Raw genomic sequence first — 22797 nt, 5'->3', positions numbered from 1 at the left:
AAATTACAGTGGGTTAAAGTGTTTTGTAATTTAGTTTTTTATGCTGAATTATTTAAAATCTGACTAATTGGTAAAACTAAGTTGAATTGAATAAAAGTAAAAAAATACTCATTTGCTTTTTTCTGATGATATTCAGTAGTTTCTTGATGGCTCCAACAATTATAATAGTTATCGAGGAAAATACTGATGTGGCTTATTTTTATAATTTGGAAGAAGAAAAAAAAGAAACGAAACCTACAAGCGAACATAAAGAGCTTAAAGAACTTCCTTTTCCAAAAGAGATACACTTCAACATCTCTCAAATTTTAACAGATAAAGAGAACTTTCATTATTACAATAAATACCATTACAACCAAGTTATTGATGTTGTAATTCCTCCTCCAGAAGTAAGTTAAAACAAACTAAACTTTTTATAATTTTAATCAGTTTTAGTTTGTTGTTTACACCGTTTAATTTCAGATTTAAATAAAAACTTTAACCGACCTTTCACGAAAGTGAAACAAAATATATAATTATGTTTAAGCATTTAAAAAACGATATTCCTGCGAGTCTCGTAGTGTTTTTTGTAGCACTACCTTTATGTTTAGGAATTGCCTTGGCGAGTGGAGCACCTTTATTTTCTGGACTTATTGCCGGAATTGTAGGAGGTGTTGTTGTAGGAAGTATTAGTGGATCTTCAATTGGAGTAAGTGGACCAGCAGCAGGATTGGCAGTAATAGTACTGAGCGCTATTGGAAACCTTGGCTTTGAAAATTTTTTAGTGGCCGTAGTTATTGGAGGTGCCATTCAAATTGCACTTGGCGCTTTAAGAGCAGGTATTATTGGGTATTATTTCCCTTCATCTGTAATTAAAGGAATGTTGGCCGCTATTGGTATTATTATCTTTTTAAAACAAATACCGCACGCTTTTGGTTACGATAAAGATTATGAAGGCGACCTAAATTTTTTCCAACTTGATGGTGAAAATACCTTTTCGGCATTGGGTTCGATGTTCGATTTTATTTCTCCAGGAGCACTTTTAGTTACAACAGTTTCTTTGGCTATTTTGCTATTATGGGATAAAGTATTATCCAAAAAGCACGATATTTTTAAAATTGTACCAGGACCTCTAGTAGCCGTAGTTGTTGGTATTATTTATTACACATCGATAGATCCAAGTTCGTCTATTGCCATTGCAAACGATCACTTGGTAAAAGTACCAGTGCCAGAAAGCGCAGACGACTTTATTGGGCAGTTTACGTTGCCAAATTTTGGAGCCTTATCCAATCCGCAAGTATGGGTTACAGCTTTCACGATTGCAATTGTGGCTAGTTTAGAAACACTTTTATGTGTAGAAGCAACCGACAAATTAGACCCTGAAAAACGAACCACACCTACCAACCGAGAATTATTTGCACAAGGCGCAGGGAATATGGTGTCAGGATTAATTGGAGGGTTACCAATTACACAAGTTATTGTACGTAGTTCGGCAAACTTACAATCGGGAGGGAAAACAAAATTATCGGCAATTTTACATGGATTTTTTCTATTAGGATCCGTAATTTTGATCCCTAGATTACTTAATAAAATTCCGCTAGCAGTGTTAGCCGCAATTTTATTAATTGTAGGGTACAAACTGGCAAAACCAGCACTTTTTAAACAAATGTACAAGTTAGGAAAAGATCAATTTATTCCTTTTATTGTAACTGTTGCTGGAGTGGTGTTTACTGATTTGTTAATGGGAATTGGTTTAGGATTGGCTGTAGGAATTACTTCAATCTTAATTAAAAACTATCAAAATTCTCATTTTTTACACATTGAAAAGTCTGATGACGGTAGCCATGTAGTGAAAATGACATTGGCAGAAGAAGTTTCTTTTTTGAATAAAGGAGCTATTTTAAAAGAATTAAATGCGTTGCCAAACGATACCTTACTCGAATTAGATGTTCGAAAAACTATTCGTTTGAATTATGACATTCTTGAGATTTTAGATGATTTTGCAATCAAAGCGAAAGAAAAAAATATTGAAGTAAAGTTGATTTCTGAAAGAGGTACTGTTTACAATCCGAAGAATTTTACAAACTTTTTTAAATCGAAATCAAAAGAAGCCGCCTAAAAATATTAATTAATTGAATAAAACTAATTAACGATGAACTTAGAAAAAGTATTTGAAAATAATAAAAGCTGGATAAAGTCTAAACTCGATGGCGATGCCAACTATTTTGAAGAATTAGGAAAAGGACAAAGTCCGGAGTTACTTTATATTGGTTGCTCAGACAGTAGAGTTACTGCCGAAGATTTAATGGGTCTAGGCCCTGGAGATGTTTTTGTACACAGAAACATTGCCAATATGGTAGTTGGTACCGACCTAAACGCTATGTCGGTTTTAGATTATGCTGTAAACCATTTAAAAGTAAATCATGTTGTAGTTTGCGGGCATTATTCATGTGGTGGTGTAAAAGCCGCAATGCAGTCGGCAGATTTAGGGTTGTTAAACCCATGGTTAAGAAACATTAGAGACGTATATCGTTTACACAAAACAGAGTTAAATGCTATTGATGACGAAGACCAACGTTACGACAGATTGGTAGAGTTAAATGTACAAGAGCAGTGTGTAAACTTGATAAAAACAGCAACTGTGCAAAAAGCATTTAGAGATAGAGGATTAAAAGTTCATGGTTGGGTTTTCGATATTAAAACAGGAAAATTAATCGATTTAAAGATTGATTTTGATGGAATTTTGAAAAACATCATGGAAATTTACCATTTAGATTAAACATTTATTTTTTTAAAATGGTTAATGTTAAAAGCCTCCGATAGTACTATCGGAGGCTTTTTATGTTTTGTAATTTTTATACTGAAAATTAAAGACTGTTTCTTTCTCTTAACACCCAATCGAATACTGTGTTTCCTAGCTCTTTTACGGGGTTGTAAGTCACGGAATTTTCGATAGTTTCCGGACTGATAAAATCGAAAGTTTGGTTGCTTCTATCGATAAAAATTAAAATTGCACCAAGAATAACCGCCATTTTTAGTCCGCCGAAAAGTCCGCCAAACAGCCTGTTTAAAAGTCCGAGTGCGGCAAAATTTGCAACTTTGGTAAGGAGTTTCCCGATAAGAGAAACCGCCAAAATGATAATGATAAATGTGATAGCAAAAGCAGTAAGACTTACATATTGTTCATCCCAAGCAACGCGTTCTTTTAAAAAATCGCCCACAAAATATGAGAAGTGAATAGCGCCGTAAATTCCTAAAATTAAAGCAACCAAAGAGGCTACTTCAATAAAAAGGCCTTTCATAAAACCACGAATAACTCCAAACAATATGAGTCCGCCTAAAATAATGTCAATGTAATTCATTGTATGAATGATTTTAACAAATATACATTTTTACTCGATAATAGAGATTTAGATCTCAATTACTATTGTGAGAATGGTTTGCGTATTGGTGAAACAACGGATTTAAATTGAGTTTGAAATAATTATGATGAAAATATGATAAAATTGACCTATTTAAAAAGTATTGAAAATCAAGGAAGCGGTGTTGGACGAAAGATAAAAAGCTGTTTGAGCGTAGCGAGTTCTTTTTATCTGTGGCGGTTGTTTCCGTAGATTTTCTAATGCTTTTTTAATCAGTCTTGACTTTTTTGTTTCGTTTTTGTGTCAAGATAAAAATGAAAGCATTATTAAGTTGAATATCCGTAATGTGTTATATCAATAATAAAATGTCAGGTCGAGCGTAGTCGAGACCCTATTTAAAGCTTGTTAAGTCGAATAACCTCTCGACTACGCCTGTCTGCCGACAAAGGCAGGCTCGAGGTGACAGTGCATAATGACAGATTCTGGATAATCACATTAATAAATAGCGGAAATACAAGTAGCTAAAACTCCTCTATATTGAAGTTTATATAGAACTGAGGTTATTTAAAATTCTAAAATTTCAATTCGTGAATAGCCAAATTATCTTCTTACTTTTGCCTTAAAATTTAGACATGGCAAGAGACGAGGTTTTGAAAATGAAATGGGATTTGTTGGTTGAAAAACTATCCAACCAATTTGCAGATGGCGATGTATTAGAGCTCGACGCCATAATTTATTTAATTGGCGTACAAGAGTTAGGGCAACTTAACCGAAAGTTTAAAAAGGACGAAAAAGTAAATTTAATGCATATTGCTATTTGTCGACTTTTGGAGCCATACGGATATTATGAGTTTGATTTTTTTGACGACGATGGTTGGCCTCATTACCAAATAAAAGAGCAACTCCCAACACTAAAAGCTGGCGAACAGTCGGTTTTAATGAAGGAGGCAATTGTAAATTACTTTTCGGAAAACGGATATTTAAACTAGTGCAAATACACACTACATTATACTGCTAGCCCTGATTGAGCGTACTACCGTGTAGTAGTGAAAGCCTGCCTACCGTCAGGCAGGCAGGTAACAGCTTTAATAAATACACGCCAAATGAAGGGCTTCTTAAAAATATAATTAAGTGGTTGGAAACTATATTATATGTGTAGAAATCTTTAAATTTGCGCTTTCAAAGAAAAAATGGCTATGATTAATACGATTAAGGAGCATATTGAGAAGGTAAATGGCTTTTCGGCAACTACTTTGGATGCGGTGGAAGCTTTTAGAATTGAATATTTGGGAAAAAAGGGATTGTTGAATGACTTTTTTACTGAATTTAAAAATGTTCCTAACGAGCAAAAGAAAGAGTTTGGGCAAGTTATTAATCAGTTAAAAACGGCCGCTCAAGACAAAGTTAATACTTTGAAGGAAGCGCTAGAGAGTTCGCAAACTGCCGCCAATGTGTATGGCGATTTAACGCGTCCAGCAATGCCTTTAGAGCTTGGAGGGCGTCATCCTATTTCGATTGTTAAAAATCAAATTATAGATATTTTTTCGCGTATTGGATTTAATGTATCTGAAGGGCCAGAAATTGAAGACGACTGGCATAACTTTACCGCATTGAATTTACCAGAATACCATCCTGCACGCGATATGCAAGACACTTTTTTTGTGCAAACAAACCCAGATGTGTTATTGCGTACGCACACCTCTTCGGTGCAAGTGCGTTACATGGAAAACAATAAACCACCTATTCGAACAATCTCTCCAGGGAGAGTTTTTAGAAACGAAGCTATCTCGTCGCGTTCGCATTGTTTTTTCCACCAAGTAGAAGGTTTGTATATTGACAAAGGGGTTTCTTTTGCCGACTTAAAACAAACACTACAATATTTTACGACCGAAATGTTTGGGAAATCTAAAATACGTTTGCGTCCGTCGTACTTTCCGTTTACCGAGCCAAGTGCAGAGGTAGATGTGTATTGGGGACTAGAAACGGAAACCGATTATAGAATGACCAAAGGAACAGGTTGGTTGGAAATTATGGGTTGCGGAATGGTTGACCCTAATGTACTTGAGAACTGCGGAATTGACTCTAAAGAGTATTCTGGGTTTGCATTTGGGATGGGAATTGATAGAATTGCGCTATTGCTTCATCAAATCTCGGATATTAGAATGTTGAGTGAAAACGATATTCGTTTCTTAAAACAATTTAAATCGGTTTTATAAATTCAAGATGAAAAAAGATATCGAAATACCTATTGCTGAAAACGTATTTGTTGCTGCTGTAAATGAGTGGGATGAAAAACACCTCTCAAAAACATGGTATATCTATCTTATAAACAACAGAGAAACCGCTATTGAAGGTTCTATTTTGGTTTCTAAAGGCTATGGTGGTGGATTAAAAACTACTACCATGCGCCACGGTTTGGGCGATTTGCCAGCCAAAACTTTTAGAAAAGTAGAACTGTTGCAAGAAGATGTTTTTAAACTGAAAAATGAATATTTTTTGACGTTTTTTGCTGATAATAAATTGTACGAAAAGAAATTTATTTTTGACGAATATCAAGTTTCTGAAAACAACGAAACCAATGTGCCTGTAATGAATGTTGCAGGAGTTGTAGTAGGATAATTTTATTATTTTAATTTGGTTCTATACTCGGTTGGGTTTACGCCTAAAACTTTTTTTACATACCTGCTAAAAAAAGATTGACTCGAAAAATTCATTGAATCAGCAATTTCGGTAAACGTTAAGCTTTCATTACGAAGAAGTAATATAAGGCGTATTGTTGTGTAGTTTTGAATCCATTCTGAAGCATTTTTTCCACTACTCTTTTTACATATCTCAGAAAGATATTTTGGGGTGATAAATAATAAGTTTGCATAGAAGTCTACCTCTCTATGCTCCATACAATGTGCTTCAACTAATTGAAGGAATTTTTGAAAAATAGAACTTTTATCAAAACTATTTAATTTTTGTTCCATCTTGTCTGCCAAAATATTCCACATTTCTAAAACAAATAGCTGAAGCTGTAAGTTTATAATCTGTGTTTTGAATCTGTGTGAATTATCGTTAAACTTTTCACGAAGTAGAAAGAAATAATTACTGCATTTTTTTACGGTTTTAGCATCTATTGCAACAACTGGATTTTCTTTCGAAAACAAATACCCTTTAATACCCCAACCAATATCAGGGTTGTTTTTACTAATTAAATTGAATGATAAAAAAAGATAGACTGCTGAAAAATTATCTGAGAGAGTTAAATCTCTAATTTTTGAATTAGGCAACAGTATTACAATGTCGTTTTTTTGGATTGAATGTTTTACGTCGTTTAAATGAAAATGGCCTTCTCCATTTTTACATAAAATATGTGTGAAATGGGTTTCTGCAAAATCTTTTGAGATTTCATCACTATCTATATTCTCAACAACTACAAGGTCTTTCAACGGTTTTAGAATTATTGTGTTTTATAAAAATACAGAAATATATGAAAATGTTACGGTAAAATATGTCTTAATTCTAGTTCATGTTGATAGTATTTTTGACAAAAGGGAATGTTTGTTAGAAAATAAATAAACTATGAAAAAGAAGAATCAAAATGTAAATCGTCGTGATTTTTTTACAAAATCTGCAATGGCTACCGTAGGTATATCTTTGGTATACAGTAATCTGTGGGCATCTGGTAATTCGTTATTTAAAAGAAATGCAAAAGTATCCAAATTAGAATTTCCGTTAGGTAAACGAAAATTAGGCTCGCTGGAAGTATCAGAAATGGGATTTGGTTGTATGAATATTGCATGGGCATATGGAAACCCTCCTTCAAAAGAAGAATCTGTGAAATTAATTAAATCGGCTTATCATTCTGGTATTCGTTTTTTTGATACCGCCGAAATTTATGGTCCACATACTAGTGAAAAAATAACAGGAGAAGCATTAAAAGAAGTTCGGAATGATGTGGTAATTGCGTCTAAAATAGGTTTTGATATTGATTTTAATACTGGACAAATGAAAGGGGGATTAAACAGTCGACCTGAACACATTAAAGAAGCAGTAGATTATATGTTGAAAAGGTTGCAAACAGACCGTATCGACTTACTTTATCAACATCGTGTAGATCCAAACGTACCTATTGAAGAAGTAGCTGGGGCGTTTTCAGACTTAATAAAGGAAGGGAAAATTCTACATTATGGTCTATCTGAGGCAGGAGCCGCTACAATAAGAAGAGCGCATAAAGTCCATCCAATAACTGCAATTCAAAATGAATATTCTTTTTGGACTCGCGATCCAGAAATGGAAGTGATTCCTGTTTGTGAAGAATTAGGAATTGGATTTGTTCCTTGGAGTCCTCTTGGAATGGGGTATTTAACAGGGAATGTTACTCCAAATTATCAATTTGCAGAAGGAGACATCCGTAAAAATTTAAACTTCCCTCGGTTTACGAAAGAAGCTATTGAAAAAAACCAGCCAATAATAAAGTTATTAGATGAAGTGGCTGCTAATTATGATGCTACACCGGGGCAAATAGCACTAGCTTGGTTAATGACAAAAAAAACATTTATAGTTCCAATTCCTGGGACGCGAATTGATGCTCATATGAAAGAGAATTTAGGAGCGTATAAAGTAAAGTTAACTAGAGAAGATTTTAATTTTTTAGAAAATGGTTTTAATAAGCTTCATGTTTATGGGGATAGAGCACCAAAAAGATTAAAAGAATCTCATGACTATGGAACTAGTTTTGGAGCTTCATCCAAAGGTACAAATGGAAAAACTCCGCTACCAGTAAAAGATTAGTACGATGAAATTTATAAAATGGATGATAGTAATGTGTGTTGTTTTTTCAGCAAAAAGCAATGCACAAAACTTTAGTAATTTAAAGACTTATAATGAGCCGCTTGTTTTAGAATCTGTGGGTAGTTTTTATGTAGGTGGTAATTCTGAACAACAAACACGTGTACAAATTGGTGGTTTTTTTCCTGATGGAAATATTACTGTAAATCAGACTTATGTTAGTTATATGGTTCCGTATATGCGACAATCAAATTTATCTGTCGTGATGATTCATGGTATGAATTTAAGTGGAAAGACCTACGAAACAACCCCAAGTGGAACTATGGGGTGGAATGAATATTTTGTTAGAAAAGGATTCCCTGTTTACATTATTGATCAAGTAGGAGTGGGGCGTTCTGGATTTAATCAAAAAACTTATAATGATGTAAAAGGTAGAAATCAAAGTCCAGAAAATCAACCAAGTATTATTCGGATATCAGATGAAAATACATCGGTTAATTTCCGATTCACAACTTTCGATGGTAAGCAAGTGGAGAATGGTAAATTTCCATTAGTTTATTTTTCTGAATTTTCAAAGCAAAGTATACCCTTTATGTCTGGGGCAGTACCTAGACCTAATCCCACACATAAAAATTTAGCCGAATTGGCTAAAGAGTTAAAAAATACTGTTTTAATCAGTCATTCTCAATCGGGTTCATTTCCTTTAGATGCAGCTCTAATAGATATGTCTGGAATTAAAGCTATGGTTTTGTTAGAACCAGGAGGGACTGGAAATCAATATACAAAAGAACAACTGGAGAAAATCAAAAATATACCTCTACTTGTAGTTTATGGAGATCATTTAAAAAATGATACAGGTGTTTCTGGACATTCTTGGAACAACTATTATGAGGGTTGGAGGAATTTTGTTGGGAAGTTCAATGAGCTAGGAGGAAATGCAAAAATGATACATCTAAAAGATATTGGAATTAAAGGTAATAGCCACATGTTGATGATGGATGTAAATAACCAAGAAATTGCCAATTTAATAATTGATTGGGTTAACCAAATAAAATAAAGTAATATGAAAAAAAGTAATATCAACAGGAGAGATTTTATACAAAACAGCACACTTATGTCTGCTGGATTACTTCTTGGAAGTGCTAGTTTAATGTCTTTCTCATCAAAAGAGGATAGCCTTCATGGATTAAATGATATATCGTATTCAAATAAAAAGAATCGTAAAATTGGAACGTTAGAAGTTTCAGCAATTGGTTTAGGTTGTATGAGTATGGCAGGAGTTTATAATCCTCCGCAGGATAAATCAGAAATGATTAAAGTAATTCATAAAGCTGTAGATAGTGGAGTTAATTTTTTTGACACGGCTGAAGTTTACGGCCCATATTTTAGTGAAGAAATAGTAGGAGAAGCTTTAAAACCTTATCGAAATCAAGTAAGTATAGCTTCAAAGTTTGGATTTGATTTTAGTGGAAACGGACGTAATGGAAGAAATAGTCGCCCTGAGCATATTAGAACTGCCGTTGAGGGGATGTTAAAAAGATTGCAGACAGACACAATTGATTTACTCTATTTGCATCGTATGGATCCCGGTACGCCAATTGAAGACATAGCGGGTACAGTAAAAGATTTAATTAAGGAAGGAAAAGCTAGAAACTTTGGTTTGTCTGAAGTAAATCCAGAAACTATAAAAAGAGCCAATGCTATTCAAAAAGTAGCAGCAGTGCAGTCGGAATATTCCATGTTGGAACGCGTAATGGAACATTATATTTTACCTACTTGCGAAGCATTAGATATTGCATTTGTGCCATGGGGTCCTCTTTGTCGAGGAATGCTAACAGGAAGGTTTGGCTATGATTATATTCCAGAAGTAGGATTTCGAAGAGCAGGAGTACCGTATTATACTCCTGAGGCTCTAAAAGCCAATTTAAAAGTAACCGATTTGGCAAAAGAATGGGCAGAAAAGAAAGGTACAACACCTACTCAAATTGCTTTAGCATGGCTTTTGGCTCAGAAACCATACATTGTTCCAATACCTGGAACCACTAATCCAAATCATTTAATAGAAAATATTGGTTCTTTGGAAGTTAATTTTTCTAATGCAGAACTAAAAGAAATAAGAGTAGCCTTAGAGCAAATACCAACGATAGGTTTTAGATCGAAAGAAGCTACATTAGAAAATCAATAATTATTAATTTAATACTTAAAAAGTATATGCGAATAGGGAAGTTAATTTTAATGTTCTTACTATTTATAAATTTTATAAGTTGTGAAAAAATGAAAGAAACCAATATAAATGAGCAACGAATAGCATTAATAGAAGATAAAATGGCTATTAAAAATGTTGTTGATGTATTTTCGAACTTAGCAGATACAAAAGAAATTGATAAACAAGTTTTACTTTTTACAGAAGATGGAATTGTAGAATCTTATGCTGACGGAGAAATTTCATCAAGTTTAAAAGGTCGTCAACAATTAAAAGATGCTTTTTCAGGATTTTTATCCAACTTCCATACTGTCTATCATCAAAATGGACAACAAACAATTGATGAATTAACTAGTGATACAGCCAAAACTACTTCGTATTGTAGAGTAATTTTGGTAGGAACTCAAGAAGGAAAAGAAATTAAAACTACGTTATACACAATTTATAAAGATGAATTTGTTAAGCTCGATGGTGTTTGGCTTATAAAAAAACGACAGTCTAATTTTGTTCATCGAGAGGTAGGAGAGGTAAAGTAAAGTTTATTTTAAATATAGAAAATAATAGCAAGTTATTCAGTCGAATCGACTTGTTATTATTTCTTTTTCATAACTTTGCGACGTTGTTATTTTGAATTTACAATCGAAATAATCATTTTTTTGAGAAATTGGATGTTGTTTTTATAAGGTGTTTCCTGTGCTAAACGTATCCTTTATTTTACTATCTTAACAAAAAAATTCTTCCCCCTTTATTTTATAGTTCCCTCATAACGATTTGATACTTAAGTAAGAGCCTCTTTTGTGCGTTCAAAAGAAGTTTAACAAACTATTAACCATTAGTTGGTTCTGTACAAACCGAACTAATTGTAATTTTGCGCTCTTATTTGGTAATTATGGCAGATGAAACTGATTTAAAAAAGTTAAAACACGAGCTCGTTGAAGAGATGGGAGTGTATTTTGAGTGTCAAGATATGCTGTCTCCATTGGCTTCAAGGATTTTTGGTTATTTAGCTTTGGTGGGAGATGAAGGCGCCACTTTTGATGAAATTTTAGAGGAGTTGCAGGTGAGTAAAAGTTCGGTGTCAACAAATCTTCAATTATTACAATCGATGGGTAGAATAGGTTATTACACCAAACCTGGCGATCGAAGAAGGTATTTTAAAGCTTCATTTGACAATATGATTAATCGTTTGGAAGACAAGATAAACTCTTGGCGAAAAGAACGAGAATTGCATGTGAAGGTTAAAAATTACCGAGAAAAACTAATAGCAACAAACAAACAAGTATCAGTAGAAAATAAAAAAGACATTTCATTCAATTTGCATTACATAGATTTTGTAGATGCAATGATTGAAAATCTATGTAAACTAAAAAGTAATTTAATAACTATCAATCAAGTACAATAATGAATTCAAAATTATATTCTAAGCTACTTCTTATTGGTTTTGCCATAATTCTTGTAAGCTGCGGTGAAAAGCAGGAACAACAACAAGCTCCTCAGGCAATGCCTTATCCAACGGTAAAAGTGGAGAGTAAAAAAGTAACGGGCTACAAAGAGTACCCAGCAAGTATTGAGGGGGTCATTAACAGTGGTGTGCGTGCAAAAATATCTGGGTATATTAAAGATGTTTTAGTTGATGAAGGTCAGCAAGTACGTAAAGGGCAAGTGTTGTTTCGTTTAGAAACCGAGTCGCTTACTCAAGATGCTGGTGCAGCGCAAGCAAGCGTAAATGTAGCACAAGTAGAGGTAGATAAATTAAAACCTCTTGTAGAAAAAGGTATTATTAGCAATGTACAATTGGAAACTGCCAAAGCAAATTTAGCACAGGCAAAAAGCAATTACAGCGCTATCAATGCAAATATAGATTATGCTACAGTTAAAAGTCCGGTAGATGGTTATGTAGGCGCTATTCCTTTTAGAGAAGGAACTTTGGTGAGTCCTAACGACCAAACTCCTTTAACAACTGTTTCTGATATTGATGAAGTGTATGCTTACTTTTCAATGAACGAAGAAGATTATTTAGACTTTGTTGAAAATACAAAAGGAAATTCTCGTCAAGAAAAGTTAGATAATTTTCCAGCCATCAACTTGGTTTTAGCAAATGGCGAATTGTACAAGCACACAGGGAGAATTAAAACTGTTACAGGACAAATTAACCAAAATACAGGTACAGCAAGTTTTAGAGCAACGTTTCCAAATCCAGAAAGATTGTTAACAAACGGAAACAGCGGAACAATACAAATTCCTACTGAATATTCTGAATTGCCAGTAATTCCTCAAGAGTCTACTTTTGAGCGTCAAGGTCAAATTTTGGTGTATTTAGTTTCAGGAGAAAACACTGTAAAATCTCAAGTAATTACCATTGCCGATGAAGTTGATAACTTATATGTAGTAGAAGATGGAGTAAAACTAGGCGATGTAATTGTTGCAAAAGGAGTGAACAAGTTAAGAGAAGGCGCAGCTATTGCACCACAAGAAACTTCGTATGATAGTATTGTGAAGCCTATTAAAACATTGTTCAGAAACTAATCAGCTTAAAAAAATAAGTTATGTTAAAAACATTTATCGAGAGACCTGTACTTTCTACAGTAATCTCAATTATACTCGTAATATTAGGGGTGTTAGGAGTGTTAACATTACCAATAGAGCAGTATCCAGATATTGCTCCGCCAACAGTGCAGGTAAATGCTACATATCCTGGAGCGAGTGCCGAAACAATTTTGGAGAGTGTTATTATCCCAATTGAAGAGCAAGTGAATGGAGTTGAAGGGATGACTTACATTACTTCTACTGCAACCAATGCTGGTACTGCAAATATTACCGTATATTTTGATCAAGATACCGATCCAGATATTGCTGCGGTAAACGTACAAAATAGTGTAGCTAGAGCAAATGCTTTGCTTCCGCAGGAAGTTGTACAAACAGGGGTAATTACTAAAAAACAACAAACGAGTTCGTTGATGTTTATTTCGTTTTTCTCAACGAATGAAGATTACGATGCGACGTATGTTCAGAATTACTTAAAAATTAATGTTATTCCAGAGCTTCAACGTGTAAAAGGGGTAGGAGATGTAAACGTATTTTCTCGTCAGGATTATGCAATGCGAATTTGGTTAAAACCAGAAAAGCTTTCAGCATACAACTTAATTCCTACGGATGTTATGGCGGCTTTAAACGAGCAAAGTTTGGAGGCTGCAGCAGGAGCACTTGGAGAGAATAACGGAGAAGCTTTTTCGTATGTTATTAAATACAGCGGACGTTTTAAAACTGAAAAGCAGTATGAAGACATTATTATAAAAGCGCTTGGAGATGGTCAATATTTACGCTTAAAAGATGTTGCTGAAATAGAATTAAACGCACAATCGTATGCAAATAGTTCTATCACGAACGGATACCCAAGTGTAAACATGGCGATTTACCAAACAAAAGGGTCAAACGCACAGGAAATTATTGAAACAATTCGCGCGAAATTAGACGAATTAAAACCGACATTCCCTAAAGGAATTGACTTGTTTATTCCATACGATACCAACGACTTCTTAACAGCGTCTATTGATAAAGTAGTGCATACACTAGTAGAAGCATTTATATTGGTGTTCTTGGTAGTATTTATCTTCTTACAAGATGTTCGTTCTACCTTAATCCCAGCAATTGCAGTACCAGTAGCAATTATTGGTACGTTCTTCTTTTTAAATGTCTTCGGATATTCAATTAACTTATTAACCTTATTTGCATTAGTACTGGCAATTGGTATTGTGGTGGATGATGCGATTGTGGTTGTAGAGGCCGTCCACGCCAAAATTGAAGAAGGAAGCCAAGAATCAGCAAGATCGGCTACGATTAATGCGATGAGCGAAATTTCTGGAGCAATTATCTCGATTACGCTGGTAATGGCTGCGGTATTTATTCCGGTAACATTTATTCAAGGGCCAACAGGGGTGTTCTACGAACAATTTGGTATTACACTTATTGTTGCGATTATGATTTCGGCTGTAAACGCATTAACGTTGAGTCCGGCACTTTGTGCAATCTTCTTAAAAGTTCATTCCGAAGAAGAGAAAAAGAATACTACATTTTTACAACGTTTTTACGATAGCTTCAATAGAGGATTTAATGCCACTACTGAGCGCTACGGAAAATCGTTGAAATTTTTATACAAAAACAAATGGATTACATGGGTTGCTTTGGCAGCTTCTGTAGCAGGAATTATTTGGGTTTCTTCTACAACACCAACAGGTTTTGTACCGAATGAAGACCGTGGAATTATTTTTGCAAATATTGAATTACCAGCAGGTTCTTCAGTAGATAGAACAGGAGAAGTAAACCGTATGCTTTATGAAAAAGCAAAAAATTTACCAGGTGTAGAAGGGGTTTCTGTAATTAATGGTTTTAGTTTATTAGGAGGTCAAGGAAGTAACTACGGACTCGGATTTATTAAGCTGAAAGATTGGGAAGAAAGAGAAGACGATTCACTTTCGGTAGATGCACTAACCAAGCGTTTGTTTGGAATTGCAGCAGGAATTCCAGAAGCAAACATTATTTTCTTTGCGCCACCAAGTATTCCAGGGTTTGGTATTTCTTCAGGTTTTGAAGTGAATTTATTAGATAGATCTGGAGGTGAGTTTACAGACCTAGATCAGGCGAATAGAGATTTTATGATGGCTTTAATGGAGCATCCTGAAATTCAATATGCGCAATCTTCGTTTACTACAAAATATCCGCAGTATGAAATGGAAATCAATGTACCAGTAGCGAAAGAAAAAGGAGTGCCAATTAACTCAATTTTCTCTACATTACAAGGGTATATTGGAGGGATTTACGCAGCCGATTTTGCCCGCTTTGGTAAGCAGTATCGTGTGTATTTACAAACCTTACCAGAAGATAGAAACAACAAACAATCGCTTAACGAATTGTACGTAAGAACTGGCGAAGGAGAAATGGCGCCTATTACACAGTTTGTGAAATTAAAAAGAGTTTACGGGCCGCAATCGGTTACGCGTTTTAACTTATTTAACTCTTCTAAAATTACAGGAGCTTCAAATCCGGGTTATAGTACGGGAGATGCTATTGCTGTGGTTGAAGCCGAAGCAGCTAAATTACCATCAAATTATGGGGTTGCTTATTCTGGGTTAACACGAGAAGAGGTAAATGCAGGTAGCCAAACTATCATTATTTTCATCTTAAGTATTGTGTTTGTTTACTTTCTACTATCAGCACAATACGAAAGTTATTTATTACCATTTTCTGTAATTTTATCCTTGCCTCTTGGGGTATTCGGAGCGTATTTTACAACGAAATTGGTAGGTTTAGAAAACAATATTTTCTTCCAAATTGCTTTAATTATGTTAATTGGTCTCTTGGCGAAAAATGCAATTTTAATTGTGGAGTTTGCGCTCCAGCGTCGTCGACATGGAGAGAGTCTTTCAGAAGCTGCTATTCACGGTGCAAAAGCTCGTTTAAGACCAATTTTAATGACATCGTTTGCCTTTATTTTAGGGTTAATGCCTTTGGCTTTAGCTGGAGGAGTTGGAGCTGCTGGTAACCGTTCTATCGGTACAGGTGCAGCAGGAGGAATGTTGGTTGGTACCATCTTAGGAGTTTTTGTAATACCAATTCTATTTGTGATATTTCAGTGGTTACAAGAAAAAATTACTGGAGCACCAGAAACTGTTGTTCAATCTGAAGAAAACGTTAACTAACATGAGAAATTTAAAAGTATATAAAATTCTGGTAGCAGTAAGTATTCCTTTACTATTACAATCGTGTTTTGTAGCCAAAAACTACGAAAGACCGGAGGTAGAAACAGAGAACTTATTTAGAACAGATCAGATAACACAAGACAGTGCTTCTTTAGGAATGGTTTCTTGGAAAGAGCTTTTCAAAGATCCTATTCTTCAAAGACATATCGATACTGCGCTGGTAAACAACTTGGATATTCGAATTGCATTACAGCAAATTGCCGCTTCCGAAGCATATTTAAAACAAGGAAAAGCGGGTTATTATCCAACATTAGGAATTAATGGTTCGGTTACGCGTCAGGATAACTCAGAGAATAGTCAGTTTGGAAGTATTTTCAACCGACCAATTACGCAATACGAATTGTCTGCAAACCTATCATGGGAAGCAGATATTTGGGGGAAAATACGCAGCAACAAAAGAGCCTTCGAAGCTACTTATTTACAAACGCTAGAAGCGCACAAAGCTGTTAAAACCGAATTGATTGCTGCCGTAGCATCGTCGTATTACCAATTGTTGTCGTTAGACGAGCAGTTGAAAATTACGAACGAAACCATCGATAACCGCGAAGGAAGTTTAGAAACTACCCAAGCGCTAAAACAAGCAGGGATGGTTACCGAAGTAGCTGTAAAGCAAACCGAGGCGCAATTGTACACTGCCAAAGCAATTAAGGTAGATTTGGAAAACCAAATTAAGTTGTTAGAAAACGCATTCTCAATTTTATTGGCGCAACCACCGCACACTATCGAAAGAGGTTCGTTGGATACCCAAAGCTTTGATGCCGAATTAACAACTGGAGTTCCTTATCTATTGTTGCACAACAGACCAGATGTTGCAGGTGCTGAATACAATTTGGTTAATGCTTTTGAACTTACAAATGTTGCCCGAAGCAACTTTTACCCATCAATCACGTTGGGTGCAACGGGAGGTTTCCAAAGTGTAAATTTTGATAACTGGATCGATGCGAGTTCGCTATTTAATACGCTTGTGGCTGGTTTAGCGCAACCTGTATTAAACGGACGTAAAATTCGTACGCAATACGAAGTTTCGCAGGCGCAACAAGAGCAAGCTTTACTCAATTATAAAAAGACGCTTTTAACTGCTGGTCGCGAAGTATCAGACGCTTTGTATAGCTACCAAGCGGCAGTCGATAAAATCGATGCTCGAAGCAAAGAATACGAAGCATACAGCTTAGCAACACAATATTCAGAAGAATTATTAAATCAAGGTTTAGTAAACTATTTAGAGGTTTTAACCGCTCGTGAGAACTCTCTAAACTCAGAATTACTACTTGTTCAAAACAAATATTTTCGTTTAGACGCAGTCGTAACCCTTTACCAAGCACTTGGTGGCGGGTGGCAATAAGTTGTCTCTAAATGAATTTCATTCATGGTTAGCCCTTACGAAAGTGAGGGCTTTTGTTTTTTGGGTGTTGCGCTATCGCGCCGGGCTATCCGTTGCAAGTCCTCGCAAAAGCTCCGGGCTTTTCACTGCTATCCCTAACACAGAAATTGGAAGTAACTTTTCTATGTTTTTAAAAATAAAACTCGTTAATTAGTTTTTTTAAAATTGTAAAAATGCAAATAGACAGATTAACAAACGAGCAAGTAAAAGCAGAGCAAGCAAGGTTTATGACAAAAGTTTACGGATGGATGTCTGGAGCTTTAATAGTTACAGGTTTAATTGCTGCTTGGGTTGCAAATACCGATGCAATAATTAATATTATTTTTAGTAATAAACTTTACTTTTATGGATTGCTTATTGCAGAATTTGCTGCTGTTGCTTATTTGAGTGCTGCCATAAATAAAATTAAAGCTTCTACTGCAATAGCTTTGTTTGTTGGATATGCTATTTTAAACGGACTTACATTTTCAGTTATTTTCCTCGCCTTTACAGCGGAGTCAATCGCCACTACTTTCTATATTACATCGGGTACTTTTGGCGTTATGAGTATCTATGGCTACTACACCAAAACCGACCTTACTTCCGTAGGAAATATAGCTTTTATGGGACTTATAGGAATTATTATAGCATCCGTAGTTAATTTCTTTTTTCAAAATGAAATGCTTTATTGGATTGTTACCTATGCCGGAGTTTTGATTTTTGTAGCCTTAACTGCCTACGATACTCAAAAAATTAAACGAATGAATATAATCGGAAACGAGGGTACAGAGGAAGATACTAAAGAAGCCGTTATGGGCGCTTTAACCTTGTACTTGGATTTTATTAATTTGTTTTTGTTTCTACTTAGAATTTTCGGAAGAAGAAAATAACTTACATTTTCTCTTTTTCTTCTTTTAAAATAGCATCAATAGTAGCGTTAAGCTTTTGCTTGTCGTGGTAAATGGGGTCTAAATCTATAAGTTCTACCTTTCTAAATTGTATAGGGTGGCTTTCGCTTTGTATAGAAATATAACCTTCGGTAAGTGGTTTTCCTTCTTCTAATATAGCAGGGTTATACACACTTGCGCCATCACCTCCAAGTTGAGGTTTTATGTATTCCAAAACAGTTTCACCTTCAATAATGTGTTTTATAATTGAATCTTTCAACACCAAAAAGGTTCCTCTAACCCATTGGTCGCCTCGGTATGTTTTGGATAACGAATTGGTACAGTGCGGTGTAAAAATGGAGTCTTTATAAACAACATTGGTGCCAGGAGTGCATAAGTTTAAGGTTGGTCGTTCTTCGTCTGTATCTGGATTTCCACCCAAAAATTGCCCTTCAATACTTATTGGGAAATCTTGGTCTTTTAGCATAGTTTCTGGCGCTTGTCCGTGTAGCATCGCGCCACTATTTCGGTATGCCCAACCTTCACCATCGGCTATTTGGTTTCCTATAAATCGGTATTCGATAGCCAAAAAATAAGCCGAAAAAGGTTTGTTGTAAAATAGATGTCCGTATTGCTTGTTAAAAACATCGTTGTAACCGTCGTAGTTTACGGTAATATAGCTGTCTTTAACCGAGAAGGTATTTGCGTAGTTTTCGCCAACTTCATGATGACGAATTTTTGGAGTCCAGCCAGTGAGGTCTTTGCCATTAAAAAGCTGTTGCCACGCTAGCTGGACTTCAGTTTCAGTTTCTTCAATTGCGGTTTCGGGTTGTGTGTTTGTGTTTCTACAAGACACCAAAAAAACTAAAATTCCTATTGAAAAAAACTGATATAACTTCATCTAAAAAATAAATTATTCTACAATAAATTTACCTTGCATAGCTGCAAAGTGTCCAGGGAAACTACATAAAAAAGTGTATGTTCCAGCAGCTGGAGCATCAAAAGTAATAGTGTCGCTCTCACCACCACCAATAAGTTTTGTATGTGCAATTACAGCGTCAGTTCCTTCAGGGATGTACTCGTTGTTTACAGCGCTTGTTGCTGCTGTAGCAAAGTCAACTAAATCGGCATCAGCTTTTAAAATTACCAAGTTGTGTCCCATTACTTTTTTGTCAAGTTTTCCAACGTGTTTTAAAGTAATCGTTACTTTCTCTCCAGCTTTAACTTTAATTTCGTTTTTGCTGAATTTCATCATGTCATTTGCCGTAATTACCACATTGTTTTGCGATTCCTCAGCACCAGATGTTTTAGTAGAAGTTTGCTCTTGTTCGTATTGAAACTTCTCTTCTTTTTTCTCTTTTTTTCCGTCACCACAACTTATAATGGCTACCGAAAATAGGCATGCAGCTAGTTTACTGTATAATTTCATTTGTTAATATGTTTTATTTAACTGCTAAGATACGTATTTATCTAGCATTTAGAGCTTGCGATTTTTAATAAAAGGTGGAGAATTGACATTATTTTGTGACTTCCGTTGCGAACTGAAGCGCTCTTTTTTCGTTATAATAAACATTTTGAGTGTCGTAAAAACCAACATGTCCGCCGTATTCAGGAATTTCTAAATGCAAATGTGTGTTGTTTTTTGCAGCTTCGATAGGGAAACAACGTTCCGATAAGAACGAATCGTTTTTAGCATTGAGAATTAAGGTTGGAATTTTAATGTTTTCCAAAGTGTGCATGGCACTGCTTTTATCGTAATAATCCAAAGCATTTTTAAATCCGTGTGCTTGCGAAGTGTAAATATCATCAAAGTCTTTTAAAGTGATGATTTTTTTGATGGTTTGATCGGTAATTTTATCAGGAAAGAGTTGTTGCTTTTCTTTCAGCTTTGCTAATAATGATTTTTTAAATCGAAGTGCGTAGATAAAGTTTTTACGTTTATGGATTTCCAACATCGAGCCATACAAATCTACAGGTGCCGAAACGGCAATTGCTGCTTTTATTGCTGAAGGGATTTGGTGCTGTCCGAGGTATTTCAGTGTAAGATTTCCGCCTAAGCTAAACCCTTTTAAAACAATTTCGGAATAGGTGTAGTTGTTTAAAATATGTTGTACAATAAATTCTACTTCATCACTATCTCCTGAATGGTACGAACGGAAAAGTTTGTTAGGCGTGCCACTGCAACTACGGTAATTTACGCAAACAGCATCATAGCCGTTTTTATTGAAAATTTTGGCACTTCCTGTAACATACGGACGTTGAGCATTTCCTTCTAAACCGTGAAAAATAATTACAAGTTTGTTTGTTTTTTCTTCAGTAAAACTCCAATCCAAATCTATAAAATCGTTATCGTTGGTAACGAGTTGTTTACGTTGCTGTTTTACGCCGTTTACTTTTCTTAATTTCCCTGCATAAATGGTTGCAAAATGTCCGTTTTTAAAAAAATGTGGCGGATGGTAAGCAGAAGTAATTATTGGCATACTGATAGAAATACGTTAAATATTATGCGTGCATAATAATAGTTTGTAACTTTGTTTTTTCAAGCTTAAAATTAAGAAAATTTGGTTTGAAAGTACTACACTAACTTAAAGAGATAAACAATGTACACGAAAGAATTTGAAATTCGTTGGAACGATTTGGATGCTAACCGACATTTGGCCAACAAGGCTTATATTGAGTTTGCTGCCCACACACGAATGTCGTATTTAATTGAGAAAGGTTTTGATCAGCGTTTGCTCGGAAAGTTAAATATTGGTCCAGTTGTTTTTTACGAGCACATTTATTATTTCAAGGAAGTATTTTCAGGAAAACCCGTAACCGTTTCTTTAGAGTTAAAAGGAATGAGTGAAGACGGAATGTTTTTTGAATTTCATCACAACTACTACGATTACAAGGGCAGAAATGTTGCGCATTGCGAAATAATGGGTGCGTGGATTGATTTAGAATCTCGTAAACTTATTGGATTACCAGAAGAAGCAGCGCATTTGTTTGATAAAATGGAGCGTGCTAAAGACTTCAGATTTTTAACAAAAGAAGATACCCGCAAACATGCTAAAATGCCAGTAGATTTAAAACCAGAATAGGTTTGATTTTTGGTGTTGAATTTATAAAAGCAGTTTGCTTTACAATAAAATGTTGACACATATTTTTTTGTTTGCTCCCTTAAAAGTTAGCTTTTAAGGGAGCTTTTTTATGTAGTGTTACGAAGCTTCTTTGATGGTGGTTTCTCTTTTAGTTTTAGTAACCAAATAAACTCCAATAAATACCAAGATAGCTGCGATAATTCGAACGAAACTAATAGTGTCTGCACCCACCAAAACAGCAAAAAATATTCCTATTAGCGGTTGTAAATAAACAAAAGCGCCAATGGTAGAAGCTTTTAATTGCTTTAATGCGTAGATATTTAAAAGATAGGTGGAAAATGTAGTTCCGAGAACCACAAATGCCATTCGCCAAATAGCGTCAAAAGGCAAAGAGCTCCACTCGACCGCTCTAAATTCTGAAATTGTAAACGGGAAGTTTACAAAAATAGCGATTAAAAAGAGCCATTTCATAATGGTAAAAGCATGGTATTTTGCGGTAAGCGGTTTTACTAAAATTAAGTACGTTCCGTATGAAATTGCATTGGTAAGCAGCATCATATTCCCTAAAGCAATGTTTGGCGCGCCTTTTTGCATTTGTTCTCCAAATAAAATAAGTCCAAGAGCACCAGCAAGACCAAGTAAAACCCCAAAAGCTCTAATGGGAGTAATGCGTTCTTTTATAATTACAGCCGACAATACAAACACAAAAATTGGTGTAATGGTAGAAATAACCGCACTGTTTACGGGCGTAGAAAGGCTAAGCCCTTTAAAAAACATCAGCATATTTATTACCATACCAAAAACTGCACTTGCAATAAGTCGAGGCCAATCTTTGCGGTCTATTTTTTCTTTCGGACCAAAAAAACTAATCAACCAAAATAAGGCAGCAGCCCCTGTAACCCTCAAGAAAATAAACCCAAAAGGTTCGATGTATCTAGGCATTACATCTTTGGCAACGGTATGATTAATTCCATAAATTACACTAGCGCCAAAAGCTGCCAATAAAGCTAATATTCGTTTATCCATGAATGCTTTCCTTTGCCGATGCAATTGTTTTTTTACTGTTTCCTATAAAGATTTCCTCCTTATTAATAATTACAGGTCTCTTTAAAAAAGTGTAGTGTTCTAAAATTAACTCTTTATAGTCCTGCTCGGTAAGCGTTTTGTTTTTCAAATCACGCTCTTTGTACAATCGGGCGCGTTTGCTAAAAAGCGATTCGAAAGAACCAGCAAGCGCTTTCATTTCTTCCAATTGTGTTTCGGTAATCGCATCAGTTTTTATGTCTTGAAGTATAAAGTCTGATGGAACATCCAATTCATTTAAAATTTTCTTACACGTATCGCAAGTGCTTAGGTAATATATTTTTTTCATGAGCAAACTATATTTCACTACA

23 protein-coding genes are annotated in these 22797 nt (G+C 35.1%); 16 read left to right on the top strand and 7 right to left on the bottom strand.

Translation table 11 applies throughout. From position 1 onward, the window contains the following. The first annotated feature begins 146 nt into the window (after positions 1 to 146). The 3 genes from JMA43_RS01865 (at position 147) to JMA43_RS01855 (ending at position 2755) form a co-directional block, all read left to right on the top strand. Positions 147 to 395, top strand: a complete 249-nt coding sequence (locus JMA43_RS01865) for a hypothetical protein (RefSeq protein ID WP_342154364.1) — start codon at positions 147 to 149, stop codon at positions 393 to 395. 119 nt (positions 396 to 514) lie between these two features. Next, positions 515 to 2095 carry a SulP family inorganic anion transporter gene (locus JMA43_RS01860; protein ID WP_342154362.1) on the top strand — a complete coding sequence of 527 codons (1581 nt, stop codon included), beginning with the start codon at positions 515 to 517 and terminating at the stop codon, positions 2093 to 2095. A 33-nt stretch (positions 2096 to 2128) separates the two neighbouring features. Continuing rightward, complete coding sequence (locus JMA43_RS01855) at positions 2129 to 2755, top strand: carbonic anhydrase (RefSeq protein ID WP_342154360.1); 627 nt, start codon at positions 2129 to 2131, stop codon at positions 2753 to 2755. An 88-nt stretch (positions 2756 to 2843) separates the two neighbouring features. Here the strand turns inward: JMA43_RS01855 and JMA43_RS01850 are convergent, their stop codons facing one another. Further along, entirely contained in the window at positions 2844 to 3338 is a 495-nt protein-coding gene (locus JMA43_RS01850) for a CvpA family protein (protein WP_342154358.1), read from the bottom strand. Between the two features lie 632 nt (positions 3339 to 3970). On the opposite strand from JMA43_RS01850, the gene JMA43_RS01845 reads away from it, so the two are divergent. From JMA43_RS01845 to JMA43_RS01835, 3 genes are all read left to right on the top strand, one after another. Next, a complete protein-coding gene (locus tag JMA43_RS01845) occupies positions 3971 to 4327 on the top strand; it encodes a hypothetical protein (RefSeq protein ID WP_342154356.1) in 357 nt (118 codons plus the stop codon). A 207-nt stretch (positions 4328 to 4534) separates the two neighbouring features. Then, positions 4535 to 5554, top strand: a complete 1020-nt coding sequence (gene pheS, locus JMA43_RS01840) for a phenylalanine--tRNA ligase subunit alpha (protein WP_342154354.1) — start codon at positions 4535 to 4537, stop codon at positions 5552 to 5554. A gap of 7 nt (positions 5555 to 5561) precedes the next feature. Next, positions 5562 to 5957, top strand: a complete 396-nt coding sequence (locus JMA43_RS01835) for a hypothetical protein (protein WP_342154352.1) — start codon at positions 5562 to 5564, stop codon at positions 5955 to 5957. Positions 5958 to 5962: 5 nt separating this feature from the next. Here JMA43_RS01835 and JMA43_RS01830 read toward each other — a convergent pair whose 3' ends face one another. Continuing rightward, positions 5963 to 6772: a helix-turn-helix domain-containing protein gene (locus JMA43_RS01830; RefSeq protein ID WP_342154351.1), complete on the bottom strand. Its 810-nt coding sequence runs from the start codon at positions 6770 to 6772 to the stop codon at positions 5963 to 5965. Positions 6773 to 6905: 133 nt separating this feature from the next. Between JMA43_RS01830 and JMA43_RS01825 the strand changes: the two genes are divergently transcribed. The 9 genes from JMA43_RS01825 to JMA43_RS01785 all read left to right on the top strand — a co-directional run bounded on the left by JMA43_RS01825 (position 6906) and on the right by JMA43_RS01785 (position 18323). Next, positions 6906 to 8117 (top strand): aldo/keto reductase, encoded by a 1212-nt coding sequence (locus JMA43_RS01825; RefSeq protein ID WP_342154348.1) that lies wholly within the window; start codon positions 6906 to 6908, stop codon positions 8115 to 8117. Positions 8118 to 8121: 4 nt separating this feature from the next. Further along, positions 8122 to 9171: a hypothetical protein gene (locus JMA43_RS01820; protein WP_342154347.1), complete on the top strand. Its 1050-nt coding sequence runs from the start codon at positions 8122 to 8124 to the stop codon at positions 9169 to 9171. A gap of 6 nt (positions 9172 to 9177) precedes the next feature. Next, on the top strand, positions 9178 to 10299 hold the full coding sequence (locus JMA43_RS01815) for an aldo/keto reductase (protein WP_342154345.1): 1122 nt from the start codon (positions 9178 to 9180) through the stop codon (positions 10297 to 10299). 89 nt (positions 10300 to 10388) lie between these two features. Further along, the gene (locus JMA43_RS01810) at positions 10389 to 10853 is read left to right on the top strand and encodes a nuclear transport factor 2 family protein (RefSeq protein ID WP_342154343.1); all 465 of its coding nucleotides are present in this window, start codon (positions 10389 to 10391) and stop codon (positions 10851 to 10853) included. A gap of 353 nt (positions 10854 to 11206) precedes the next feature. After that, a complete protein-coding gene (locus tag JMA43_RS01805) occupies positions 11207 to 11719 on the top strand; it encodes a GbsR/MarR family transcriptional regulator (protein ID WP_342154341.1) in 513 nt (170 codons plus the stop codon). After that, positions 11719 to 12843: an efflux RND transporter periplasmic adaptor subunit gene (locus tag JMA43_RS01800; protein ID WP_342154339.1), complete on the top strand. Its 1125-nt coding sequence runs from the start codon at positions 11719 to 11721 to the stop codon at positions 12841 to 12843. Before JMA43_RS01805 ends, JMA43_RS01800 begins: the two co-directional genes overlap by 1 nt. 20 nt (positions 12844 to 12863) lie before the next feature. After that, positions 12864 to 16013, top strand: a complete 3150-nt coding sequence (locus JMA43_RS01795; RefSeq protein ID WP_342154337.1) for an efflux RND transporter permease subunit — start codon at positions 12864 to 12866, stop codon at positions 16011 to 16013. A gap of 1 nt (position 16014) precedes the next feature. After that, positions 16015 to 17415: a TolC family protein gene (locus tag JMA43_RS01790; RefSeq protein WP_342154335.1), complete on the top strand. Its 1401-nt coding sequence runs from the start codon at positions 16015 to 16017 to the stop codon at positions 17413 to 17415. A 212-nt stretch (positions 17416 to 17627) separates the two neighbouring features. Further along, positions 17628 to 18323: a Bax inhibitor-1/YccA family protein gene (locus JMA43_RS01785; protein WP_342154333.1), complete on the top strand. Its 696-nt coding sequence runs from the start codon at positions 17628 to 17630 to the stop codon at positions 18321 to 18323. Between the two features lies 1 nt (position 18324). Here JMA43_RS01785 and JMA43_RS01780 read toward each other — a convergent pair whose 3' ends face one another. The 3 genes from JMA43_RS01780 to JMA43_RS01770 form a co-directional block, all read right to left on the bottom strand. Beyond that, positions 18325 to 19221: a 3-keto-disaccharide hydrolase gene (locus JMA43_RS01780; protein ID WP_342154331.1), complete on the bottom strand. Its 897-nt coding sequence runs from the start codon at positions 19219 to 19221 to the stop codon at positions 18325 to 18327. Between the two features lie 12 nt (positions 19222 to 19233). Continuing rightward, positions 19234 to 19749, bottom strand: a complete 516-nt coding sequence (gene azu, locus JMA43_RS01775; RefSeq protein ID WP_342154329.1) for an azurin — start codon at positions 19747 to 19749, stop codon at positions 19234 to 19236. Positions 19750 to 19837: 88 nt separating this feature from the next. Continuing rightward, positions 19838 to 20800 (bottom strand): YheT family hydrolase, encoded by a 963-nt coding sequence (locus JMA43_RS01770; RefSeq protein ID WP_342154327.1) that lies wholly within the window; start codon positions 20798 to 20800, stop codon positions 19838 to 19840. A gap of 120 nt (positions 20801 to 20920) precedes the next feature. Here JMA43_RS01770 and JMA43_RS01765 point away from each other — a divergent pair, with 120 nt between their 5' ends. Then, a complete protein-coding gene (locus tag JMA43_RS01765; RefSeq protein WP_342154325.1) occupies positions 20921 to 21403 on the top strand; it encodes an acyl-CoA thioesterase in 483 nt (160 codons plus the stop codon). A gap of 117 nt (positions 21404 to 21520) precedes the next feature. On the opposite strand, the gene JMA43_RS01760 is transcribed toward JMA43_RS01765, so the two are convergent. Together JMA43_RS01760 and JMA43_RS01755 are read right to left on the bottom strand one after the other, a co-directional pair. Then, positions 21521 to 22429: a DMT family transporter gene (locus JMA43_RS01760; RefSeq protein WP_342154323.1), complete on the bottom strand. Its 909-nt coding sequence runs from the start codon at positions 22427 to 22429 to the stop codon at positions 21521 to 21523. Further along, positions 22422 to 22775 carry an arsenate reductase family protein gene (locus JMA43_RS01755; protein ID WP_342154321.1) on the bottom strand — a complete coding sequence of 118 codons (354 nt, stop codon included), beginning with the start codon at positions 22773 to 22775 and terminating at the stop codon, positions 22422 to 22424. The genes JMA43_RS01760 and JMA43_RS01755 overlap by 8 nt, the downstream gene beginning before the upstream one ends. Between the last annotated feature and the right edge of the window lie 22 nt (positions 22776 to 22797).

This window comes from Joostella sp. CR20 (assembly GCF_038433465.1).
Classification (GTDB): domain Bacteria; phylum Bacteroidota; class Bacteroidia; order Flavobacteriales; family Flavobacteriaceae; genus Galbibacter.
This window is presented reverse-complemented; position numbering and strand designations above follow the sequence as displayed.

Bases quoted from the DNA above. Each gene is read 5' to 3' on its own strand.
- JMA43_RS01865 (WP_342154364.1), top strand. From the start codon at position 147: ATGGCTCCAACAATTATAATAGTTATCGAGGAAAATACTGATGTGGCT.
- JMA43_RS01860 (WP_342154362.1), top strand. From the start codon at position 515: ATGTTTAAGCATTTAAAAAACGATATTCCTGCGAGTCTCGTAGTGTTT.
- JMA43_RS01855 (WP_342154360.1), top strand. From the start codon at position 2,129: ATGAACTTAGAAAAAGTATTTGAAAATAATAAAAGCTGGATAAAGTCT.
- JMA43_RS01850 (WP_342154358.1), bottom strand. From the start codon at position 3,338: ATGAATTACATTGACATTATTTTAGGCGGACTCATATTGTTTGGAGTT.
- JMA43_RS01845 (WP_342154356.1), top strand. From the start codon at position 3,971: ATGGCAAGAGACGAGGTTTTGAAAATGAAATGGGATTTGTTGGTTGAA.
- pheS (WP_342154354.1), top strand. From the start codon at position 4,535: ATGATTAATACGATTAAGGAGCATATTGAGAAGGTAAATGGCTTTTCG.
- JMA43_RS01835 (WP_342154352.1), top strand. From the start codon at position 5,562: ATGAAAAAAGATATCGAAATACCTATTGCTGAAAACGTATTTGTTGCT.
- JMA43_RS01825 (WP_342154348.1), top strand. From the start codon at position 6,906: ATGAAAAAGAAGAATCAAAATGTAAATCGTCGTGATTTTTTTACAAAA.
- JMA43_RS01820 (WP_342154347.1), top strand. From the start codon at position 8,122: ATGAAATTTATAAAATGGATGATAGTAATGTGTGTTGTTTTTTCAGCA.
- JMA43_RS01815 (WP_342154345.1), top strand. From the start codon at position 9,178: ATGAAAAAAAGTAATATCAACAGGAGAGATTTTATACAAAACAGCACA.
- JMA43_RS01810 (WP_342154343.1), top strand. From the start codon at position 10,389: ATGAAAGAAACCAATATAAATGAGCAACGAATAGCATTAATAGAAGAT.
- JMA43_RS01805 (WP_342154341.1), top strand. From the start codon at position 11,207: ATGGCAGATGAAACTGATTTAAAAAAGTTAAAACACGAGCTCGTTGAA.
- JMA43_RS01800 (WP_342154339.1), top strand. From the start codon at position 11,719: ATGAATTCAAAATTATATTCTAAGCTACTTCTTATTGGTTTTGCCATA.
- JMA43_RS01795 (WP_342154337.1), top strand. From the start codon at position 12,864: ATGTTAAAAACATTTATCGAGAGACCTGTACTTTCTACAGTAATCTCA.
- JMA43_RS01790 (WP_342154335.1), top strand. From the start codon at position 16,015: ATGAGAAATTTAAAAGTATATAAAATTCTGGTAGCAGTAAGTATTCCT.
- JMA43_RS01785 (WP_342154333.1), top strand. From the start codon at position 17,628: ATGCAAATAGACAGATTAACAAACGAGCAAGTAAAAGCAGAGCAAGCA.
- JMA43_RS01780 (WP_342154331.1), bottom strand. From the start codon at position 19,221: ATGAAGTTATATCAGTTTTTTTCAATAGGAATTTTAGTTTTTTTGGTG.
- azu (WP_342154329.1), bottom strand. From the start codon at position 19,749: ATGAAATTATACAGTAAACTAGCTGCATGCCTATTTTCGGTAGCCATT.
- JMA43_RS01770 (WP_342154327.1), bottom strand. From the start codon at position 20,800: ATGCCAATAATTACTTCTGCTTACCATCCGCCACATTTTTTTAAAAAC.
- JMA43_RS01765 (WP_342154325.1), top strand. From the start codon at position 20,921: ATGTACACGAAAGAATTTGAAATTCGTTGGAACGATTTGGATGCTAAC.
- JMA43_RS01760 (WP_342154323.1), bottom strand. From the start codon at position 22,429: ATGGATAAACGAATATTAGCTTTATTGGCAGCTTTTGGCGCTAGTGTA.
- JMA43_RS01755 (WP_342154321.1), bottom strand. From the start codon at position 22,775: ATGAAAAAAATATATTACCTAAGCACTTGCGATACGTGTAAGAAAATT.